General features: G+C 43.9%; 14 protein-coding genes and 4 tRNA genes. 8 read left to right on the top strand and 10 right to left on the bottom strand.

Annotation, left to right across the window (positions count from 1 at the left end; translation table 11 throughout):
* Positions 1 to 6: 6 nt before the first annotated feature.
* Positions 7 to 1,308, top strand: coding sequence for an SRPBCC family protein (locus tag AC4MCC_RS02310; protein WP_491885643.1), 1,302 nt, complete (start codon positions 7 to 9; stop codon positions 1,306 to 1,308).
* A 100-nt stretch (positions 1,309 to 1,408) separates the two neighbouring features.
* Here AC4MCC_RS02310 and AC4MCC_RS02305 read toward each other — a convergent pair.
* The 5 genes from AC4MCC_RS02305 to AC4MCC_RS02285 all read right to left on the bottom strand — a co-directional run bounded on the left by AC4MCC_RS02305 (position 1,409) and on the right by AC4MCC_RS02285 (position 2,743).
* Positions 1,409 to 1,485: transfer RNA gene (locus tag AC4MCC_RS02305), tRNA-Arg, on the bottom strand.
* A 230-nt stretch (positions 1,486 to 1,715) separates the two neighbouring features.
* Positions 1,716 to 2,321: a dihydrofolate reductase family protein gene (locus AC4MCC_RS02300; protein ID WP_491885642.1), complete on the bottom strand. Its 606-nt coding sequence runs from the start codon at positions 2,319 to 2,321 to the stop codon at positions 1,716 to 1,718.
* 117 nt (positions 2,322 to 2,438) lie between these two features.
* Positions 2,439 to 2,515: transfer RNA gene (locus tag AC4MCC_RS02295), tRNA-Arg, on the bottom strand.
* A 48-nt stretch (positions 2,516 to 2,563) separates the two neighbouring features.
* Positions 2,564 to 2,640: transfer RNA gene (locus AC4MCC_RS02290), tRNA-Arg, on the bottom strand.
* A gap of 13 nt (positions 2,641 to 2,653) precedes the next feature.
* A tRNA-Ser gene (locus tag AC4MCC_RS02285) sits at positions 2,654 to 2,743 on the bottom strand.
* A 260-nt stretch (positions 2,744 to 3,003) separates the two neighbouring features.
* On the opposite strand from AC4MCC_RS02285, the gene rnr reads away from it, so the two are divergent.
* The 6 genes from rnr to AC4MCC_RS02255 all read left to right on the top strand — a co-directional run bounded on the left by rnr (position 3,004) and on the right by AC4MCC_RS02255 (position 9,857).
* Positions 3,004 to 5,451 (top strand): ribonuclease R, encoded by a 2,448-nt coding sequence (gene rnr / locus AC4MCC_RS02280; RefSeq protein ID WP_491885641.1) that lies wholly within the window; start codon positions 3,004 to 3,006, stop codon positions 5,449 to 5,451.
* A 78-nt stretch (positions 5,452 to 5,529) separates the two neighbouring features.
* Positions 5,530 to 6,111: a hypothetical protein gene (locus AC4MCC_RS02275; protein ID WP_419374479.1), complete on the top strand. Its 582-nt coding sequence runs from the start codon at positions 5,530 to 5,532 to the stop codon at positions 6,109 to 6,111.
* A gap of 83 nt (positions 6,112 to 6,194) precedes the next feature.
* Positions 6,195 to 8,234 (top strand): M3 family metallopeptidase, encoded by a 2,040-nt coding sequence (locus AC4MCC_RS02270; protein ID WP_491876518.1) that lies wholly within the window; start codon positions 6,195 to 6,197, stop codon positions 8,232 to 8,234.
* Positions 8,235 to 8,274: 40 nt separating this feature from the next.
* A complete protein-coding gene (locus AC4MCC_RS02265) occupies positions 8,275 to 8,487 on the top strand; it encodes a YheV family putative zinc ribbon protein (protein WP_171064841.1) in 213 nt (70 codons plus the stop codon).
* A gap of 14 nt (positions 8,488 to 8,501) precedes the next feature.
* A complete protein-coding gene (locus AC4MCC_RS02260) occupies positions 8,502 to 8,921 on the top strand; it encodes a hypothetical protein (RefSeq protein ID WP_419364177.1) in 420 nt (139 codons plus the stop codon).
* Between the two features lie 60 nt (positions 8,922 to 8,981).
* On the top strand, positions 8,982 to 9,857 hold the full coding sequence (locus tag AC4MCC_RS02255; protein WP_341120256.1) for a DMT family transporter: 876 nt from the start codon (positions 8,982 to 8,984) through the stop codon (positions 9,855 to 9,857).
* A gap of 48 nt (positions 9,858 to 9,905) precedes the next feature.
* Here the strand turns inward: AC4MCC_RS02255 and AC4MCC_RS02250 are convergent, their stop codons facing one another.
* From AC4MCC_RS02250 to AC4MCC_RS02230, 5 genes are all read right to left on the bottom strand, one after another.
* The gene (locus tag AC4MCC_RS02250) at positions 9,906 to 12,188 is read right to left on the bottom strand and encodes a TRAP transporter large permease subunit (RefSeq protein ID WP_419374481.1); all 2,283 of its coding nucleotides are present in this window, start codon (positions 12,186 to 12,188) and stop codon (positions 9,906 to 9,908) included.
* A gap of 177 nt (positions 12,189 to 12,365) precedes the next feature.
* Positions 12,366 to 12,938 (bottom strand): rhombosortase, encoded by a 573-nt coding sequence (rrtA, locus tag AC4MCC_RS02245; protein ID WP_005233757.1) that lies wholly within the window; start codon positions 12,936 to 12,938, stop codon positions 12,366 to 12,368.
* 72 nt (positions 12,939 to 13,010) lie between these two features.
* A complete protein-coding gene (locus AC4MCC_RS02240; RefSeq protein WP_419364172.1) occupies positions 13,011 to 14,051 on the bottom strand; it encodes a hypothetical protein in 1,041 nt (346 codons plus the stop codon).
* Between the two features lie 545 nt (positions 14,052 to 14,596).
* The gene (locus tag AC4MCC_RS02235; protein WP_104425690.1) at positions 14,597 to 14,983 is read right to left on the bottom strand and encodes a hypothetical protein; all 387 of its coding nucleotides are present in this window, start codon (positions 14,981 to 14,983) and stop codon (positions 14,597 to 14,599) included.
* Positions 14,976 to 15,233, bottom strand: coding sequence for an FAD assembly factor SdhE (locus AC4MCC_RS02230; protein ID WP_034590267.1), 258 nt, complete (start codon positions 15,231 to 15,233; stop codon positions 14,976 to 14,978). Before AC4MCC_RS02230 ends, AC4MCC_RS02235 begins: the two co-directional genes overlap by 8 nt.
* Before the next feature lie 182 nt (positions 15,234 to 15,415).
* On the opposite strand from AC4MCC_RS02230, the gene AC4MCC_RS02225 reads away from it, so the two are divergent.
* On the top strand, positions 15,416 to 16,588 hold the full coding sequence (locus tag AC4MCC_RS02225; protein WP_491880286.1) for an acyl-CoA dehydrogenase family protein: 1,173 nt from the start codon (positions 15,416 to 15,418) through the stop codon (positions 16,586 to 16,588).
* Positions 16,589 to 16,638: the final 50 nt, after the last annotated feature.

Genomic DNA, 16,638 nt, shown 5'->3' with positions numbered 1-16,638 from the left:
TATTGGATGAAAGGATTGATCCCCTATTTGCTGATGAGTAGTACCTTATGTGCAATCTCACCGGCTTTCGCAAAAATAACGCCATGGACCCCTAATCTGCCAAGCAGTCTTGATGTATTTCAGGGCAATTCCCAGCAACTGGCTGAACTCACTGGCGAGCGTATCCTGATTTATGCACATCCTGCCAGCAAAACCCATTTACCGACTTTTAAAACGGCTTCTAGCAGCAAATCCCAGTTTTATAGTGCGGCTGTGGTCTTGCCTGCATCCGAAGCACAAGTCGAAAAATTACTGCAACATTATCCGAATTATGTTGGCCTGTTTCCGACCCTGAAATCCGCCAAAGTGATTGAACAGCAAGGGAGCATTCAGCAAGTCAAATATCAAGTACATATTCCTACCCCAATTCCAGTCTTAAACTTTAAAGAAACTGTGGTAATGCAGCATCATCTGGAAAATAACAGTATCAGCACACTAATTCTGGATGCGCCAATTCCCTATGGGGCCGGAAAGCTAGAATGGTTTGCACTGGGTCCCAATAAAACCTTAGTGACGGTGACGCAATGGGGCGATCTAAACCAGCCGCAAGGTTTTCTATTTAGCAAGATCCTGAATGCCCTGCCGGAAGCCAAACTCGGCATTCCTGCTGGCACTAATGCCTTTCTGCTTGAAGCTTTACAGCAGCGTTTTAGATATCCTGCTGCCATAGCTTTAAATACGGCAGTGCCTCAAGTCCAACTCAGTAATCAGCAAACCCAGAAAATTGCCCAGCTCAGTCAAAAATCAGGACAGCCTGTCAGCTTTATTTTGCCCAATTATCAGGTCAAGGCCGGTAAAAGTTCAGAAAATCTAAGATTCAGTACCACCTATCAATATTTCTCGCATCCGACTGAGAAGCTGCAGCCCTGGTTATCGGCTCAGGCCAGCCAGAAACTCTTTCCACGACAAATCAAAAAAGTGGAACTGAACCCAGTCAACCCGCAAAGTATTGATGCCAACTACAAGGTATCAGTCGGCTTGGGCGTCATTCAGATTCCCTTTAATTTTAAAATGCGTTTTGAACAGCCAAATACCTTACAAAACCAGTTCTATGCCAATGGCGGAGATTTAAAATTTGTACGAGGTGGAATGAAGCTTTTGCCGCAATCTCAGGGAACGCTATTCCAGATCACCAGTTCCATGAAAATTCATGATCAGGCACCGTTCTTACTGAAAGCCATGCGCAGCCTTCCCTATCATGACATGTTGCCGGCTGTTGGTGGCAATACCGTCTACGCCTTAAAAGTACAGCAGAAATTAAAATATTAAGTTCATTTCTAATTATTGGTTTTTTATATGAAAAATTAAAAACTAAAGACGTAAAAAAACCGCATCAATGTGCGGTTTTTTCAGAATTCTTTATCAAGATTGGTGCGCTCAGAGAGATTCGAACTCCCGACCCCTTAGTTCGTAGCCAAGTGCTCTATCCAGCTGAGCTATGAGCGCGACGTCTTGATGAAGTGCATTATATAGAGTTTTCAGTACTTGTTAAGTGTTTTTTAATAAAATCATAACCGAACGTACAGTAATTAAACGATACTGCAATATTTCAGTTTTTTTGATGAAAATTCCTGCCGATTTAGAGTTAAAAACAATAACCCAGACTTGGCGAGATTTCAGGATTAGCTAAATTAATCTTTCAATTACCTCATATTCATGCTCACAGCCTAATGGAGCTATTCCCCAACCAGGCCAGTTTTAACCTCGCCTGCCCGCTGATAACAGCTCAATACCACGCCATTTGAAGTCACTTGATGATCTGTCAGTGCAAATGCTGCTGGCATAGAGTCTTCAGTAAATAGACGTTTTCCTCTGCCCAATATTATAGGAAAGGTCATTAGATAAAGTTCATCCACAAGATCATGCTTAAAAAGCGCCTGTGCCACTGCGGCACTGCCATACACCCGAATATCTCCCTTCCCTAAAGCCTTCAGGTTAATGATCTCATCAATACTTTTTAGAAAAATCGTATTTTGCCAGTCCGAGTGATCCAAACTAGTGGATAACACATATTTATTCACCTCATTAATTCCTGGCCAGTCTTCAACATGCTTCGGCCAGTAAGGTTCAAAAATCTGAAAGGTATTCTTACCAATCAGAAGATCCGTGGACTGCATCCATTTTTGCATGATGTGATCAAATGCTGGATCGGGTTCAGCATTAAAATACGGTGCCACCCAACCACCATATGGAAAGCCACCAGATGTATCTTCTTCCGGGCCGCCGGGTGCCTGCATGACACCATCTAGAGTCAGAAATTCCTGGACAATAATTTTTCTCATCACGCTGCCCTTATTTTTATTGAGTCATCTAGGATTTATTTTTAGCATGTGATTCAGGCGGATTCTGTAAATTTTAGGCACAAAAAAACCGCAACATGTGCGGTTCATTGTTCAAGTTGGTGCGCTCAGAGAGATTCGAACTCCCGACCCCTTAGTTCGTAGCCAAGTGCTCTATCCAGCTGAGCTATGAGCGCGTAACTTGTGTCGTCTTTATAGACTGCGTTATTTTCCGGTTTACTTATTGGTGCGCTCAGAGAGATTCGAACTCCCGACCCCTTAGTTCGTAGCCAAGTGCTCTATCCAGCTGAGCTATGAGCGCGACATAAGTAAAGTGGCGGTGAGAGAGGGATTCGAACCCTCGATACAGTTACCCGTATGCGTCCTTAGCAGGGACGTGGTTTCAGCCACTCACCCATCTCACCGTAACGTGCCGCCATAATACAAATTTCGGCATAGCACTGCAAGCACAGCTTGAAAAAAAACTGCATATTTTTGCTCGTTTAAATACTTTTTAAACAATTTCCCTATTTTTAGTCATTTAAGTCCTGAAAAACCCGATAAATTTCCAGTTATCTAAAATTAGCCAAAAATCGAAAACTTAAACAGATTATTGCAATCATTTACGTGCAGTCTGCACTGACATGACTTATGCTAAACCTATCTCCAAGGACACTTTAAAGATATGATGAAAAATTGGGTCGATCCTGAAGCAAAAGCTGAAGCCGAACGTTATGACAACCCTATTCCAAGCCGTACCCTGATTCTCGAAACTATAGAAGAAAAAACTGCCCTGTCCCATGCTGACCTGGTGGAATATTTTGAAATTGCCGATCAAAAAAGTATTGATGCCCTGAGCCATCGTCTGATTGCGATGGTACGTGACGGGCAATTGATGAAAGACGGCTACAAGTTCCAGATCGCGGCGGAACAGCCTGAGCATGAAGCAACGGTATATATCAACTCCAAGGGAAGCGGCACAGCCAATATTTCAGGTGAAGATGACCTACTCTTACCTGAACGTGAATTGCGTCAGGTCTTTAATGGTGACCGTGTTAAAGTCCGTCAGACCTCAGTAGATCGCAAAGGTAAAGCCTGGGGCTTTATTACTGAAGTCTTGCAGCATCGTGTCAAACAGATCATTGGTAAAGTGTCTGAATATGAAGGTGAATACTTTGTTCAGCCAGCCAATCCAAATGCACATCAGCCAATTACTCTAGAAAAAGAGCTGATCGAGCATGCCAAGGTCAAAGTCGGCGATTCAATCCGCGTGGCGATTGACACCTACCCAACCAAAGAAGAATTTGCGACTGGCCATATTGTGCAGTCGATGGCAGACAAAGCCGATACCGAAATCATCATTCCACAGACGATTCTGGAATATGGCCTGCCGTATGAATTTCCTGAAGAAGTCTTGAAAGAAGCGGAAAGTTTTAAAGAACCTTCTGACAAAGACCGTGAAGGCCGTGTCGATCTACGTGATTTAGCGCTTGTCACCATTGACGGTGAAGATGCACGTGACTTTGATGATGCGGTTTATGCAGAAAAACGTCCAGGCGGTGGCTATCGTGTAGTCGTGGCAATTGCTGATGTGAGTCATTATGTACGTCCGGGCAAACCGCTGGATGATGAAGCGCAAGAACGTGGGACATCCGTGTATTTCCCGCACTTCGTTTTACCAATGTTGCCTGAAGCACTCTCTAATGGCCTGTGTTCATTAAATCCGAATGTCGACCGTCTGTGCATGGTCTGTGACCTGAAACTGTCACGAGCTGGCCGAGTGACCGGGTATGAATTCTACCCTTCAGTGATGCATTCCAAGGCACGTCTGACTTATGACCAGGTCGCGAAGTATTTTGAAGGTGATAGCACAGCAATCACTGAAGATCGTAGTGTACGTAAATCACTGAACACCCTGTTCCAGTTGTATCAGATTCTAAAAGGCTTACGTGCTGAACGTAATGCAATGGAATTCGAAACCATTGAAACCTATATGACCTTCGATGAGCTGGGCGGTATTAATGAAATTCTGCCACGTACCCGCAATGATGCGCACAAGCTGATTGAAGAATGTATGTTGCTGGCCAACGTTGCAGCAGCCGAATATGCATTAAAAAATGAAATACCGATGCTGTACCGGGTGCATCAACCACCTGAGTTCTCACGTATCCAGAAAGTTCGTGATTTCGTGAAACTGCTGGGTCTGCCATTTCCGGAACAGCCAACTCAAGCCGATTATCAAGCAGTGATTGAAGCGACCAAAGACCGGATTGATGCACCAAGCATTCATGCCGTGTTATTGCGTTCCATGATGCAGGCGTACTACGGTGCCGACAATGCCGGTCACTTTGGTCTGGCTTATGAAGCATATACGCACTTCACCTCTCCAATTCGCCGTTACCCCGATCTGTTATTACATCGTGCTATCAAAGCCCATCTGAATAAAAAGCCATATCCAATTTCAGGTGCCTCTTTAGATGATGCCGGTGAGCATTTCTCAGCAACAGAACGCCGTGCCGATGAAGCATCTCGTTCTGTAACGACCTGGCTGAAATGTCACTATATGCAGCAGCATCTTGGTGAAGAGTTTGTCGGAATTATCAGTGCTACGGCTGAATTTGGTTTGTTTGTCACACTGAAAGACCTCTATGTCGATGGTATGGTGCATGTGAGCCAGTTGGGCGATGACTTCTTTGTCTTTGATCAAAGCAGCCAGAGTCTGGTCGGCCAGAACCGCGGTCAAATCTTCGGTCTGGGTGATGAAGTCAAGATCAAGGTTGCAGGAGTCAATCTGGAAGAACGCAAAATTGATTTTGAACTGATCCAGCAACTGACTCATGCGGGTCGTCCAATTCGCGCCCGTGCTCCACGTGTCGCAGAAAAAAAACCTGCACCACGTCCGGAAGCAAAAGAGGAAGTCTTCAATAATCATGAGCGTGCGCAAAAAGCCCAGCCCAGTGATGATGGAGAACAGCCCATACGACGCAAAAAAGACAAATCCAAGCCCAGTTCCTACAGTAAAAAGCCTGCTAAAAAATCTGCAGGAAAGTCTGAAGCAAAGGCTAAAGATAAAGTAAAGAAAAAAGCCAAGATCAAAAAGAAAAAGTCGAATGCAAAAGCCAAGACTGAATAATTTCTGATGATCATAAAAAGGGCGCTACGGCGCTCTTTTTATTTTATAATTCAGTTAAATAAAGATTAAAAAAATATCATGCTTATTGCATCAAATAATAAACAGCATTTGCATATCTATGCGATTCTAATTTTTACAATTTTGATCCTCAGTGACTTTATTGCACTCAAGTATTTTAATTTTGTAGCAACGCCACTTACGAATTATTTTGCATTGATTATAAGCTGTGTCATATGTATTGGAATATTGCTGTATTTTATAAGACTCAAACAGCATGGTTTATGGTTTCCACCTTATCATTGGCGTAATTTCAGAAAGCGCCCCAAATTTTATAGTCTTTTTATCTTTCCTTCGGCCATGATCTCAGCACTTTGGATTAATCTGACCATGTATCCACCATATCTTTATACGAAGCTGACAGGCGAAACTAACAGTATTTCAATTACTACTCAGGCTGTGAAATTCAAAGGTGTTCGAAATCATATCTCCTATTCCTTTGATACAGAATATAGACATTTACCGGTTATGGAGTTATCAGTTTCTGAGTTTCTGCTTTATCAAAATAAGTCCGTTGAACTACAGTTTAAACTCACTACAAGTCCTTTAGGCAGCATTGTGCATGAGATTGAAGAGATCAGGATCCAGTCTGAAGTCGAATAAATAATACCGTCGTATGCTTGATTTCCCTGCCAATAAGCCCTACATCTAGATTTAACATAGGAAATGACTTCGGCAGAAACGACATGACATTAGAAAAAGCAACTTTACCCGTTCCACAATTTGATCAGATTACCCTGGCAGATCTTAAACAAAAAATTGAAAACTGCATTCAGCAAGGTTTGCAATTTCTAAATGAACTGACCCAGACACCTGATACTGTCCAGGAACAACTTGCGGTTCTGAAACAGGTTGATACGCTAGAAAATAATATGAGCGAGTCTTGGGGCGTTTTGTCGCATCTGAACGCAGTCATGAATAACAATGAGACCCGTGATGTCTATCAGGCATTATTACCGGGCCTAAGTGATTACTATACCCAGCTAGGCCAGCACACAGCGCTCTATCAAACCTATCAACATGTACAGGATGCACCGGTCTTCAATGAACTGCCGGAAGCTCAGCAAAGTGCAATTAAACTGGCGCTACGTGACTTTAAATTGTCAGGTGTGGCTCTAGAGGGTGAAGCAAAAAAACGCTATGCAGAAATTTCTGCACGTTTGTCACAACTTTCCTCAGATTTCTCCAACCATGTACTGGATGCAACTCAAGCTTACTTCAGACCGCTTAAGGAAGAAGAATTAGCTGGCCTGTCTGAAAGCAATATTGAACTGTTAAAACAATATGGCCAGCAACGTGAACTGGATCAACCGGTTGCCACTTTAGATTTTCCATCTTATTTGGCCATTATGACTCATGCCGAAGATCGTGGCCTGCGTGAAGAGCTCTATAAAGCCTATACCACGCGCGCATCAGATCAGTCCGAACAGACTGAATTTGACAATACAGCCAGCATGGAAGAAATCCTGAAATTACGTCAGGAAATGGCAGCACTCTTAGGCTTTAATAATTATGCCGAATATTCACTGGCCAGCAAAATGGCACCAAATGTCGAAGCTGTGGATGAATTCCTGCGTGATCTGGCGGAACATGCCCGTGCGCCTGCTGAACAGGAAGTGGCTGAACTGAAAGCGATTGCTGCTGAAGATGGTATTACTGAATTAAAACCTTGGGACAGCAGTTACTATTCTGAAAAGCTGAAAATGCAGCAGTTTAATCTGTCTCAGGAATCGCTAAAACCCTACTTCCCGGCTCCAAAAATCTTGCAAGGTCTGTTCAGCATCCTGAAACGTTTATATGACATTCAGGTGGTTGAACGTGAAGCGCCAGTTTGGCATCCAGATGCGCGTTATTTTGAACTGGAAGACCAAGGCGAAGTGATTGGCGGTTTCTATTTTGACCTCTATGCACGTCAGGGCAAACGTGGCGGTGCCTGGATGAGTGGCTTCCGTTCACGCATGCAAATTGCTGAAGGATTGCAAAAACCGATCTGTTATATGGTGGCAAACTTTACTCCACCTGTGGGTAACCGCCCTGCACTACTGACTCATGATGAAGTGATTACCCTGTTTCATGAATTTGGTCACGGTCTGCATCATATGCTGACAGAGGTGGACAATATTGCCGTGGCTGGTACACATGGTGTGGATTGGGATGCTGTCGAACTACCAAGCCAGTTTATGGAATTCTGGGCCTGGGATCAGGACAGTTTAAACCTGCTCAGCGAACATATCGAAACCAAGGAAGTTTTACCTGCTGACTTGTTAAAAGCCTTGCTGGATGCTCGTTTCTTCCAGTCCGGTATGCAGACTTTGCGTCAGCTGGAATTTGCTTTATTCGACCTGACCATTCACCGTGCCAATCCGGCATTGAATGCTGAACAGATTCAGGCAACCTTGAACGAGATTCGTGAAAAATACGCCGTTTTACCCACTACACCATATAACCGGTTCCAGCACAGCTTCAGTCATATCTTCGCGGGTGGATATGCAGCGGGCTATTATTCTTATAAATGGGCAGAAGTTTTGGCCAGTGATGCCTTCGATCGCTTCGAAGAAGAAGGAATTTTTAACACTGAAACCGGAAAGCAGTTTAGACAAAAAATTCTAGCAGTTGGCGGAAAAGATACAGCACTTGACGCATTTATCAATTTCCGCGGACGCGAGCCAAAAATAGATGCTTTGTTACGTCATCAAGGTTGGACGAACCGCTCTAAAAACGCTTAAACTACGTTTTTAAGTAAATCACAGGGTGAGTATGATGGCTATCAAACGTCGTTTCATTGCAGGCGCAAAATGTCCTAAATGTCAGGCGTTGGATCGGATCGTTATGCTGACCTCTGGTGAAGCTGAATGGATTGAATGTATCGAATGTGGGTATGAAGAAAACCGTCCTACCCATATCGAGGAACCTGAGTCACCAGCCGTTCCGGATGAAATTGGTGTGATTCAGTTTAAACCCCGTCAGCCAAAAGAATAATTTCGGGAACCTAAATGACTCTAGATCATCGACAAAATCCTAAACTTTTATGGGGAATAGTGAGTGGATTAATTGTTGTGATTATTGCTGTTTTAATAATTACACAGTTTTTTCTCACACAAAATGAAACATTACCGGCACATCAGGGTGACTTGATGCATGCACCGGTGACACAAGCCGCACCTAAAGCAGAACCTGAACCAGAAGAAATTGTGCCTACTTCTGAAAATGTTCTGGTCGATGCCTCTATTATGAGAGAAGAAGTCACTGAAAATGCCACTTTGGCGAAAGAAGAAATTGCCAAACTGGAAGATATTCAGCAACAGCTCAATGAGCAGGAAAAAAGCCTGAAACAACAGCATAGTGATGCGGATGAACTAATTAAACTCAAAGAGGAACAAATCAAGTTACTCGAAGCACAACTGGCACAATAGTCGGAATGAGTTAGGGATTTTCAGCTAGAATATCCACAGATTTTCTAGCTAAGTTCCCTCATGAGTGTAGCCTCTCCCTCGCATCTGGTTAAGGCAATTGTCTTTCTGACCTGTTCCGCTTTTTTGTTTTCAGTCATGGGCGTCTGTATCCGCTTCGCCTCACACACCGTTGACAATGCCACTGTGGTATTTTTCCGGAATTTTGTCGGCCTGTTTATTTTTCTTCCTTTGATCTTCAATAAAGGCATTAGCTTTTTTAAAACTGAAAAACTCTGGATGCACACCTGGCGCTCTGTCGCAGGTTTGACGGCGATGTATGGCTTTTTCTATGCCATTGCACATTTAAAGCTTTCTAATGCCATGGTCTTCACTTATTCCTCACCGATTTTTATTCCACTAATTGCCTGGCTGTTTCTAAAAGAAAAAGTTACTCAAAGCATGTTACTGGCTGCTGCGATCGGTTTCATTGGCGTGTTGTGCGTGGCTAAGCCTGATTCCGGTTTATTTAACCTGATGTCTGTGATTGGCTTGAGTGCCAGCTTCCTGGCTGCTATGGCTTTTGTCACGGTTCGTGCACTGACTCAGACCGAACCACCAGAACGGATTGTGTTTTATTTCTGTCTGATCGGCACCCTGATTTCCATGGTTCCAATGTTCTGGCATTGGCGTCCTTATACTCTGACTGAACTCGGTTATTTAATTGCAGCCGGTTTATTAGCAAATACCAGCCAGTTATTTCTATCCAATGCTTATAAACTAGCACCTGCTGGTCAGATTGGGCCAGTGAACTATATTGCGATTTTCTTTGCTGGCTTATGGGGCTTTTTATTCTGGCAGGAAGTTCCGGATCTCTATAGCCTGCTCGGACTAGGACTGATATTTTGTGGGATTTTACTTTGCAGTCCTGTTTTACAAAATAAGCTTAAGCTACGTTAAAACCATAATAAAAAAAGCACCCGAAGGTACTTTTTTTATTTGTTTAAATTACTGATACCAGCCGAAGAGCTTAAATACATAAGGCACATAGGCAATGATCAGCATCGCTGGCAGCAACACGATCATTGGTAAAATCCAGCGCTCGTAACGGTAATAGAAGGACTTATGTCGAACTTCTGCATCCGCTTCAGCTACCTCCGCATCACCAATAGATTGCCTTGCTAACAGATGGTTCAGGGCAACTGGCGGTGTCACATAACCCAGCTCAAAACCAATCAAGGTAATCATCCAGAAATGCACCGGATGAATTCCATACTGATAGGCGACTGGTGCAACCGTTGCTGAAATCAGGATCACCGCACCGAACGGGTCCATGATCATGCCAACGAACACCATCAGGCCAACAATCATGGAAATCACCAGAATGGTACTGCTAATATCTGTCGGAAACGCTTCCATAATTTCCATACGTTCCAGTAGGCCGCCCACACTGACAGATAGTGCCATCAAAATCACCAGCGCACCAATGTGTCCAACCGTTTCACTGGTCGAAATGTGTAATGATTTCCAGAAGCCGACTTGACGCAGGCTTTCACCAGCAGTCGAACGTTTTACGCCATGATTTACAGCCAGCTCACCGCCCTGCTGCTCAATATGGTCTGCTTCACGATACTCAGCATTAATAGCTGTACCCGCGGTCGCCATTGCAGGCGTATTTCCTGAACCTAAGGTTGTGGTTAAGGTTTCATCCCAATGCCCTACTGGCGGTAATGGTGCAGGCTCATGACGTAACTTATCAAATAGCACGATCATCAACAGAATCACTGGCATCATGACAGGTGCAGTAAATTCATTCAGATCTGTAGACAATGCATATTTGTAGAACAGCCAGATCAGGATGAAAATCACGATATAAGGAATCACATTTACAAAGGCACGTGCAGACTGTGGTGCCGCCAGACCAGGTGCAGCAATACGGAACTTGCTTTCAGCAAAGAATAGCGAAATGATCAGGAACAATGTTGAACTGAGCAGGAAGACATAGACACCGTAGTGATACAGCATATCTGTCGTCACTTCCTTGTTCAGTGAAGCCACCACAACAATTAATAGACATGGACGAAGCACCACACCGAGTGAACCGGACATCGCAGTTGCTGCCAAGGCAAACTGACGGCGACCACCGGCATTCCACACTTCCTTATAAATGATCGCACCTGCAGCAATCACGAAAATCCCGGATGCACCGGTATAAGCGGTTGGTAGTGCAGCTGCTAGCAGGATTAACCAGGTCAAGGTTTCTGGCGCCAGATTCCATGGACGCAGGATATTCAGGAACATGTCTACGACACGGGTTTGTTTCAGCAACATACCTGCCCAGATAAATAAGGCCAGATTCAGGAAGATACTCGAAAACTCAACCAGTTGCCCCAGATAGATACCCTGACCCATCGGGTAATCCATCAAGAATACAAAGTTAAACCCCGTACTGATAGCCATATAGGCATACAGTGGGATGCTTAAGAAAGCCAGTCCGAAACTGCCCCCTTCTCGGGTCGCCTGAGGTGGCTTAATGACTTGGTACAGACTGATCAGGGTCAATGTCCCAAAGAGAATCATCCATAGCCAATAGACATACTTCATGTCTCCCATCGGCACCCCGGAATTCAGCACCGACATATATTGGCTATAGGAAGAATAGACCAGGAAACTGTTCGCGATCAGCATCGCCACAGAATAGACTTTGAAATCGATACGGGTGGCCGGGCTACGTAGACCGATATGATGGGTTTTTAATGTCGCACTGATTGCAGCAAATACCACCATGATGATCAGTAGCAAGGCACGGTTTTCAGTCCCGAACTTGAAAATGCCAAAGAATGAAGTTTCAAAACTGCGATAGGCACGAATACTTGGATGCGCCTCAATATGCGTCATCGCCTTGTCATAGAACTGGTAAGACTCTTCACAGACCTGTTGTGCCTGCATAACTGCAGCACGCACATCCGCTTCAGAACGTACACCGAAGAAATCGGCATATTCATCGGCGGCATCTGCTTTCATCTGCTCCTGAACTTTTTGATCGACATTAATATTACGATCACATTGAGGCGCTTTCGGTTCAGCACGCAAAAACGAATACTGCATGCCTGTTGCCGGGTCACCATACAGACGCTCGCCCATACGCAGCAACTGACCATGAATCATTTCCCCGGTTCCAATCACCAAGGTCAGTAAGAGCAAGATGAGCACGACAAAGGTCGAGATCCACTCTGTCCAGATATAACGTAACAGACCTAATCCCGATCTGTTTTGATTATCGTTGTGCATGTATTTTCCTATTCTTGTTTTCGCGCCTTACATTCTTTTAAGCGCTGGTCTTCCTGTCTGCCCCGAAAATTCCTTTACAAGGGTCAGTATCATTATTTTCTATTTTGACTCTGCATGAAAATCAGCAGAATAAAAATGACAATTTATCTTTTCTTTTTGTCTTTTCTGCCAACAGTTTCAGCTATCCCCAACATAGTTACCCAAGATATAGAGCAATGCGACTACCACTCCCCAGATCACCCCTAATAAATGCGCTTCGACCAGTACCGGACTGCCAATAAGTTGTGCAGTTTCCTGATTTCCAATGGTATTTTCCCAAATTAGTTTGGCAAAGATTAAAAATAATACCAGTACGGCAAATCCACGTTCACGTTGATAAAGCAGATGCACACAGGCGACTGCGACATAGGCCCCATGTAATACCCCGGATAGTCCTGCATATGCTTCAATATTTGGCAGGAAAAAATAAAAACTCAGGCTGATCAACGGTGGCAGAATCAAAAGAATTGAGACGAAATGCCACACAGATGCACGGGGAAAAATGAAAGGTAAACAGATAAAGGCAAGAATATTCAGAAAATAATGGGCCCAGCCGACATGCACCCAGTGCGCAGTCCAGAGCCGCCAGAATTCCCCGAGCAGGCTTTCCTGCCAGTAGATGAAAGCATCGTTAAAGATTTGCAAACTCGCTGAAAGAGAGACAAAAGCCGCCAGAAAAATAATTTTTCGTCGAAGATGTTGATCTTGCATCGGCTCCTTGAACTCCTTTCAGCATATTGAAAATGACCTCTATGAGCATCATTCACTTAATTTTTCATTAAATTATAGGTCAGCGCTAAACAGATCATCCAGTTCTGAGGAATTATCAGTTTCATCCCAGAAGGTCTGCATGCCATCATCTGCACTACGAATACCGGTATTTTCAGTCCAGTAACGGTCAGAAATACCATTCACCATAATGGCAGCCATACTGTCGATCAGCTTAAACTGAGGATTGACCGGCTTCTCATCACTACGTGCCTGATCAAAGGTTCTTAACGCATCACGGATTTTGGCATCATCCCCACTGGCCTGTGCCGCTACAGCATATAAGGCATGTGATAAACGTACACCTTTTTGCTCACCAATTTGTACTGACTGTTTCAGAGTTTGGTAAGGATCAGGTTTCCCATCACCTGCCCCTGGCAATAAAGTCCAGATCACAGCACGAGTTGCCATTGGTGCGCCCCAGAATTTGGTATTATCCAGACAGGTCATGCCACGCTCGACCACAGCCGCAATATCTTTAGGTACTTGTACGGCCCCACCCGAGTTAATGTCATTGGTCATGGCTTGTAAGCCACTCAGCATGCCCAGCAGATAAACTGTCTGTTCAATATCACTGTTCATGCGTGGACAGCCTTCACCCAGCGCTTTTTTATATTTTTTCTCATAACGGGTCTGGAATAACTGATAACCTGTATACTGGCGTTGTGCGGCCAGTGCAGCCCAGCGTTTCTGCTCAATCCGTGCATCCTGAGCCTCAGTTACCTGATTGACTTTAGAAGCACGCAGATAACGTAGCTCTGCATCCAGCGCTTTCTGCTCGGCACAAATCCCCGCTGCAGAATACATCAATACCGCGACACGAGTCGGATCAGCCCCCATTTCCTTGGTCGACATGATGGCTGGTGTTAAAGAATTCCCGGAATTACACACCATCTCGGCATCATCCATGGCCAGGATTGGTGGAACAATATGCTTTTCAGTGAAGCCCAGCGCCACATTGGCACCGGTTTTAATGACCTGAGAACATCCTGTTAGAACTGTTGTTGTTATTGCAATGGTCGCCATACCTTGGCATATTTTTCGGACGCTCGACATTTTCCTGTCCTCTATAATTGTGATTATGTCCATTATTCTGCTAAACATATCAGAAGCATATAACGAATAAAAGAGTATTTACTCTAATTTAGACCAGACACTTTGCCATTAAATTGCCCAGCTGCAATTGACTGCAGTAGATAAAATCCCAAATTTTGGGCAAAAAAAAGTAGCATTGCGACGGTTCAGCACATGCTACTTATCAACTTGGCAAGCCGAGAAGAAAATAAGTTCTCGAGCTTAAATCTGTTATTTAGGTGAAAATTTGTCCTTCAGCACCGTTCCCAGCCGTCCTATGATCAGGGCCATCACAATCGCAACGATCAAAAACATCCACATTGGAAATTCCATCATGATCTCCTGTGTTCGCTGTTGGTGACTTAAATGTACCTGCTTATAAAAAAAGCAGCTGAAAAATTGTCAGACAATTCATTGTTTTTACAGAGAAATGTGATTTTTTGTCTGACAATTCTAGCGGGGTTAGCGGATAAATCTTTATTTTTAATCAATTTATTTAAAATTTCGGAATATCATTTGTCGGACAATTAAAGTATTTTTGTCAAAACTTTCAAAGACTTCCATTGTTTAAAAGGCAACTGGTCACACCAGATGAGCAACGGACGTGCTTTTGCATGCTGGAAATACACCACGATATAAGCTTGGTGATCAATCACGTGACTGATCAACACTCGCCGTGTGCCTTGCGCAGCTGCTGTCAGCGACCATTCACGTCCATCCAGATATTCAAACTGCTCAATGTGCGGTGTCTTACGATAAAACAACTGGTAGATGACCAATCCGATGACACCACAAACCAGCCAAATCGCCATAGGCAATAACTGATACAGCAGGAACATCAATACAGCAAAAATAAAAAGCTGAAACACCAGCGCACACTTGCTGCGTTTCAGCTTGAAACAACGATTATCCATGAACGTAAAATTTAAGCTTCTTGATAAAATCTTTTAATTCAGGGCGTGGGGGTTCAGACACTTCCATAAACCAGTCCAGCAGGTCCGGATCTTCCTGTGCAACCAGCTCAGCAAACATCTGTTTTTCGAAGGGATCAGCAGTGAGATAATAGTTTTTCACGTAGGGATCAAAATATACATCGATCTCTTTCAAGCCACGACGCGCGCGATAAATCACTTTGCGCTCTTCTAAGGTGATGTCATCAGTCATCGAATTTTCCCAACTCGTTACAAACCTGAGTAGTTTACCTTAAGCCATTGCTGAATTTCGAGGTATTTCATACAAATGACCAAAAGCATCAGTAGATTCCCCAGATTTGAACATTCAGCTCATTGCTCCCTTATCTGCTCTATCTTAAGTTAAATAAAACATCACAATAAGGGAATTATAAGATGCATTCGAGCGCGATCCGTCCATTGGCCAGCATGCTACCACGTCAACTATTCAATGATGAACATGAAGCCTTTCGTGAGACGGTCCGAAAATTTTATGAAAAGGAAGTGATTCCTCATACAGAAAAATATGAACAGCAACAACATGTCGATCGTGTGCTCTGGAATAAAGCCGGTGAACTTGGTTTGCTGTGTGCCACGATGCCTGAAGCTTATGGCGGTTCAGGGGTAGATCGTTTATACAGCATGATCCTGATCGAGGAACAGGCCTATGCAGGCGACTCTGCGACAGGATTTTCTCTACACTCCGATATCGTGGCAAATTATATTCTGAACTTTGGCAATGAAGCACAAAAGCAGCAATGGCTCCCGAAAATGGCTACAGGTGAAGTGGTCACGGCAATTGCGATGACTGAGCCCGGAACTGGCTCAGACCTGCAGGCAGTACGCACCAGTGCGGTATTAGAGGATGATGAGTATGTGATTAATGGTTCCAAGATATTCATTACCAATGGCTATCTTTGTGATATGGCAATTGTGGTATGTAAGACGGGTCATAGCGAGAAAGGTTCTGCCAATCTGTCTTTATTTATAGTCGAAGCAGATCGTGCAGGATTTAGTAAAGGTAAACCCTTAAATAAAATCGGCATGAAGGGTCAGGATACCTGTGAACTATTCTTTGACAATGTCCGTGTGCCTAAAGAAAACCTGCTAGGTCAGGAAGGCATGGGTTTTATGATGCTGATGAAAGAACTAGCTTGGGAACGGTTAATTGTGGCCATCATATGTCAGGCAGGGGCAGAAGCAGCATTCGCACATACGGTGAAATACACCAAAGAACGTCAAGCCTTTGGCAAACCGATCAGCGCTTTTCAAAATACCCGTTTTAAACTGGCAGAATTGCGTACCGAAATTGAAATCTGCCGGGCTTATCTGGACCGTTGTATGCAACTACAGCTTAATCAGGAATTGGGAGTTGATGCTGCCGCAGCTGCGAAATACAAAATTTCTGAACTGTATAGCAAAGTGGTTGATGAATGCCTGCAACTGCATGGCGGTTATGGCTATATGCTGGAATATCCGATTGCACGAGCGTACCTGGATAATCGTGCGAACCGTATTTATGCAGGAACCAATGAAATCATGAAGGAACTGATTTCCAGATCACTCTAATTTGAAATATAAAAAAGGAGTACATCAGGTACTCCTTTTATCTATGTCTA

The organism is Acinetobacter sp. CAU_H_56, assembly GCF_058599425.1.
Note: the sequence above shows the minus strand (reverse complement) of the source record. Positions and strands in the feature narration are given on the sequence as shown.

What these genes read in the sequence shown, in the direction of transcription:
- AC4MCC_RS02275 (WP_419374479.1), top strand. Translation starts at nt 5,530, where the DNA reads ATGCTTATTGCATCAAATAATAAACAGCATTTGCATATCTATGCGATT.
- AC4MCC_RS02235 (WP_104425690.1), bottom strand. Translation starts at nt 14,983, where the DNA reads ATGGATAATCGTTGTTTCAAGCTGAAACGCAGCAAGTGTGCGCTGGTG.
- AC4MCC_RS02310 (WP_491885643.1), top strand. Translation starts at nt 7, where the DNA reads ATGAAAGGATTGATCCCCTATTTGCTGATGAGTAGTACCTTATGTGCA.
- rnr (WP_491885641.1), top strand. Translation starts at nt 3,004, where the DNA reads ATGATGAAAAATTGGGTCGATCCTGAAGCAAAAGCTGAAGCCGAACGT.
- AC4MCC_RS02260 (WP_419364177.1), top strand. Translation starts at nt 8,502, where the DNA reads ATGACTCTAGATCATCGACAAAATCCTAAACTTTTATGGGGAATAGTG.
- AC4MCC_RS02300 (WP_491885642.1), bottom strand. Translation starts at nt 2,321, where the DNA reads ATGAGAAAAATTATTGTCCAGGAATTTCTGACTCTAGATGGTGTCATG.
- AC4MCC_RS02270 (WP_491876518.1), top strand. Translation starts at nt 6,195, where the DNA reads ATGACATTAGAAAAAGCAACTTTACCCGTTCCACAATTTGATCAGATT.
- AC4MCC_RS02225 (WP_491880286.1), top strand. Translation starts at nt 15,416, where the DNA reads ATGCATTCGAGCGCGATCCGTCCATTGGCCAGCATGCTACCACGTCAA.
- AC4MCC_RS02250 (WP_419374481.1), bottom strand. Translation starts at nt 12,188, where the DNA reads ATGCACAACGATAATCAAAACAGATCGGGATTAGGTCTGTTACGTTAT.
- AC4MCC_RS02255 (WP_341120256.1), top strand. Translation starts at nt 8,982, where the DNA reads ATGAGTGTAGCCTCTCCCTCGCATCTGGTTAAGGCAATTGTCTTTCTG.
- AC4MCC_RS02240 (WP_419364172.1), bottom strand. Translation starts at nt 14,051, where the DNA reads ATGTCGAGCGTCCGAAAAATATGCCAAGGTATGGCGACCATTGCAATA.
- rrtA (WP_005233757.1), bottom strand. Translation starts at nt 12,938, where the DNA reads ATGCAAGATCAACATCTTCGACGAAAAATTATTTTTCTGGCGGCTTTT.
- AC4MCC_RS02230 (WP_034590267.1), bottom strand. Translation starts at nt 15,233, where the DNA reads ATGACTGATGACATCACCTTAGAAGAGCGCAAAGTGATTTATCGCGCG.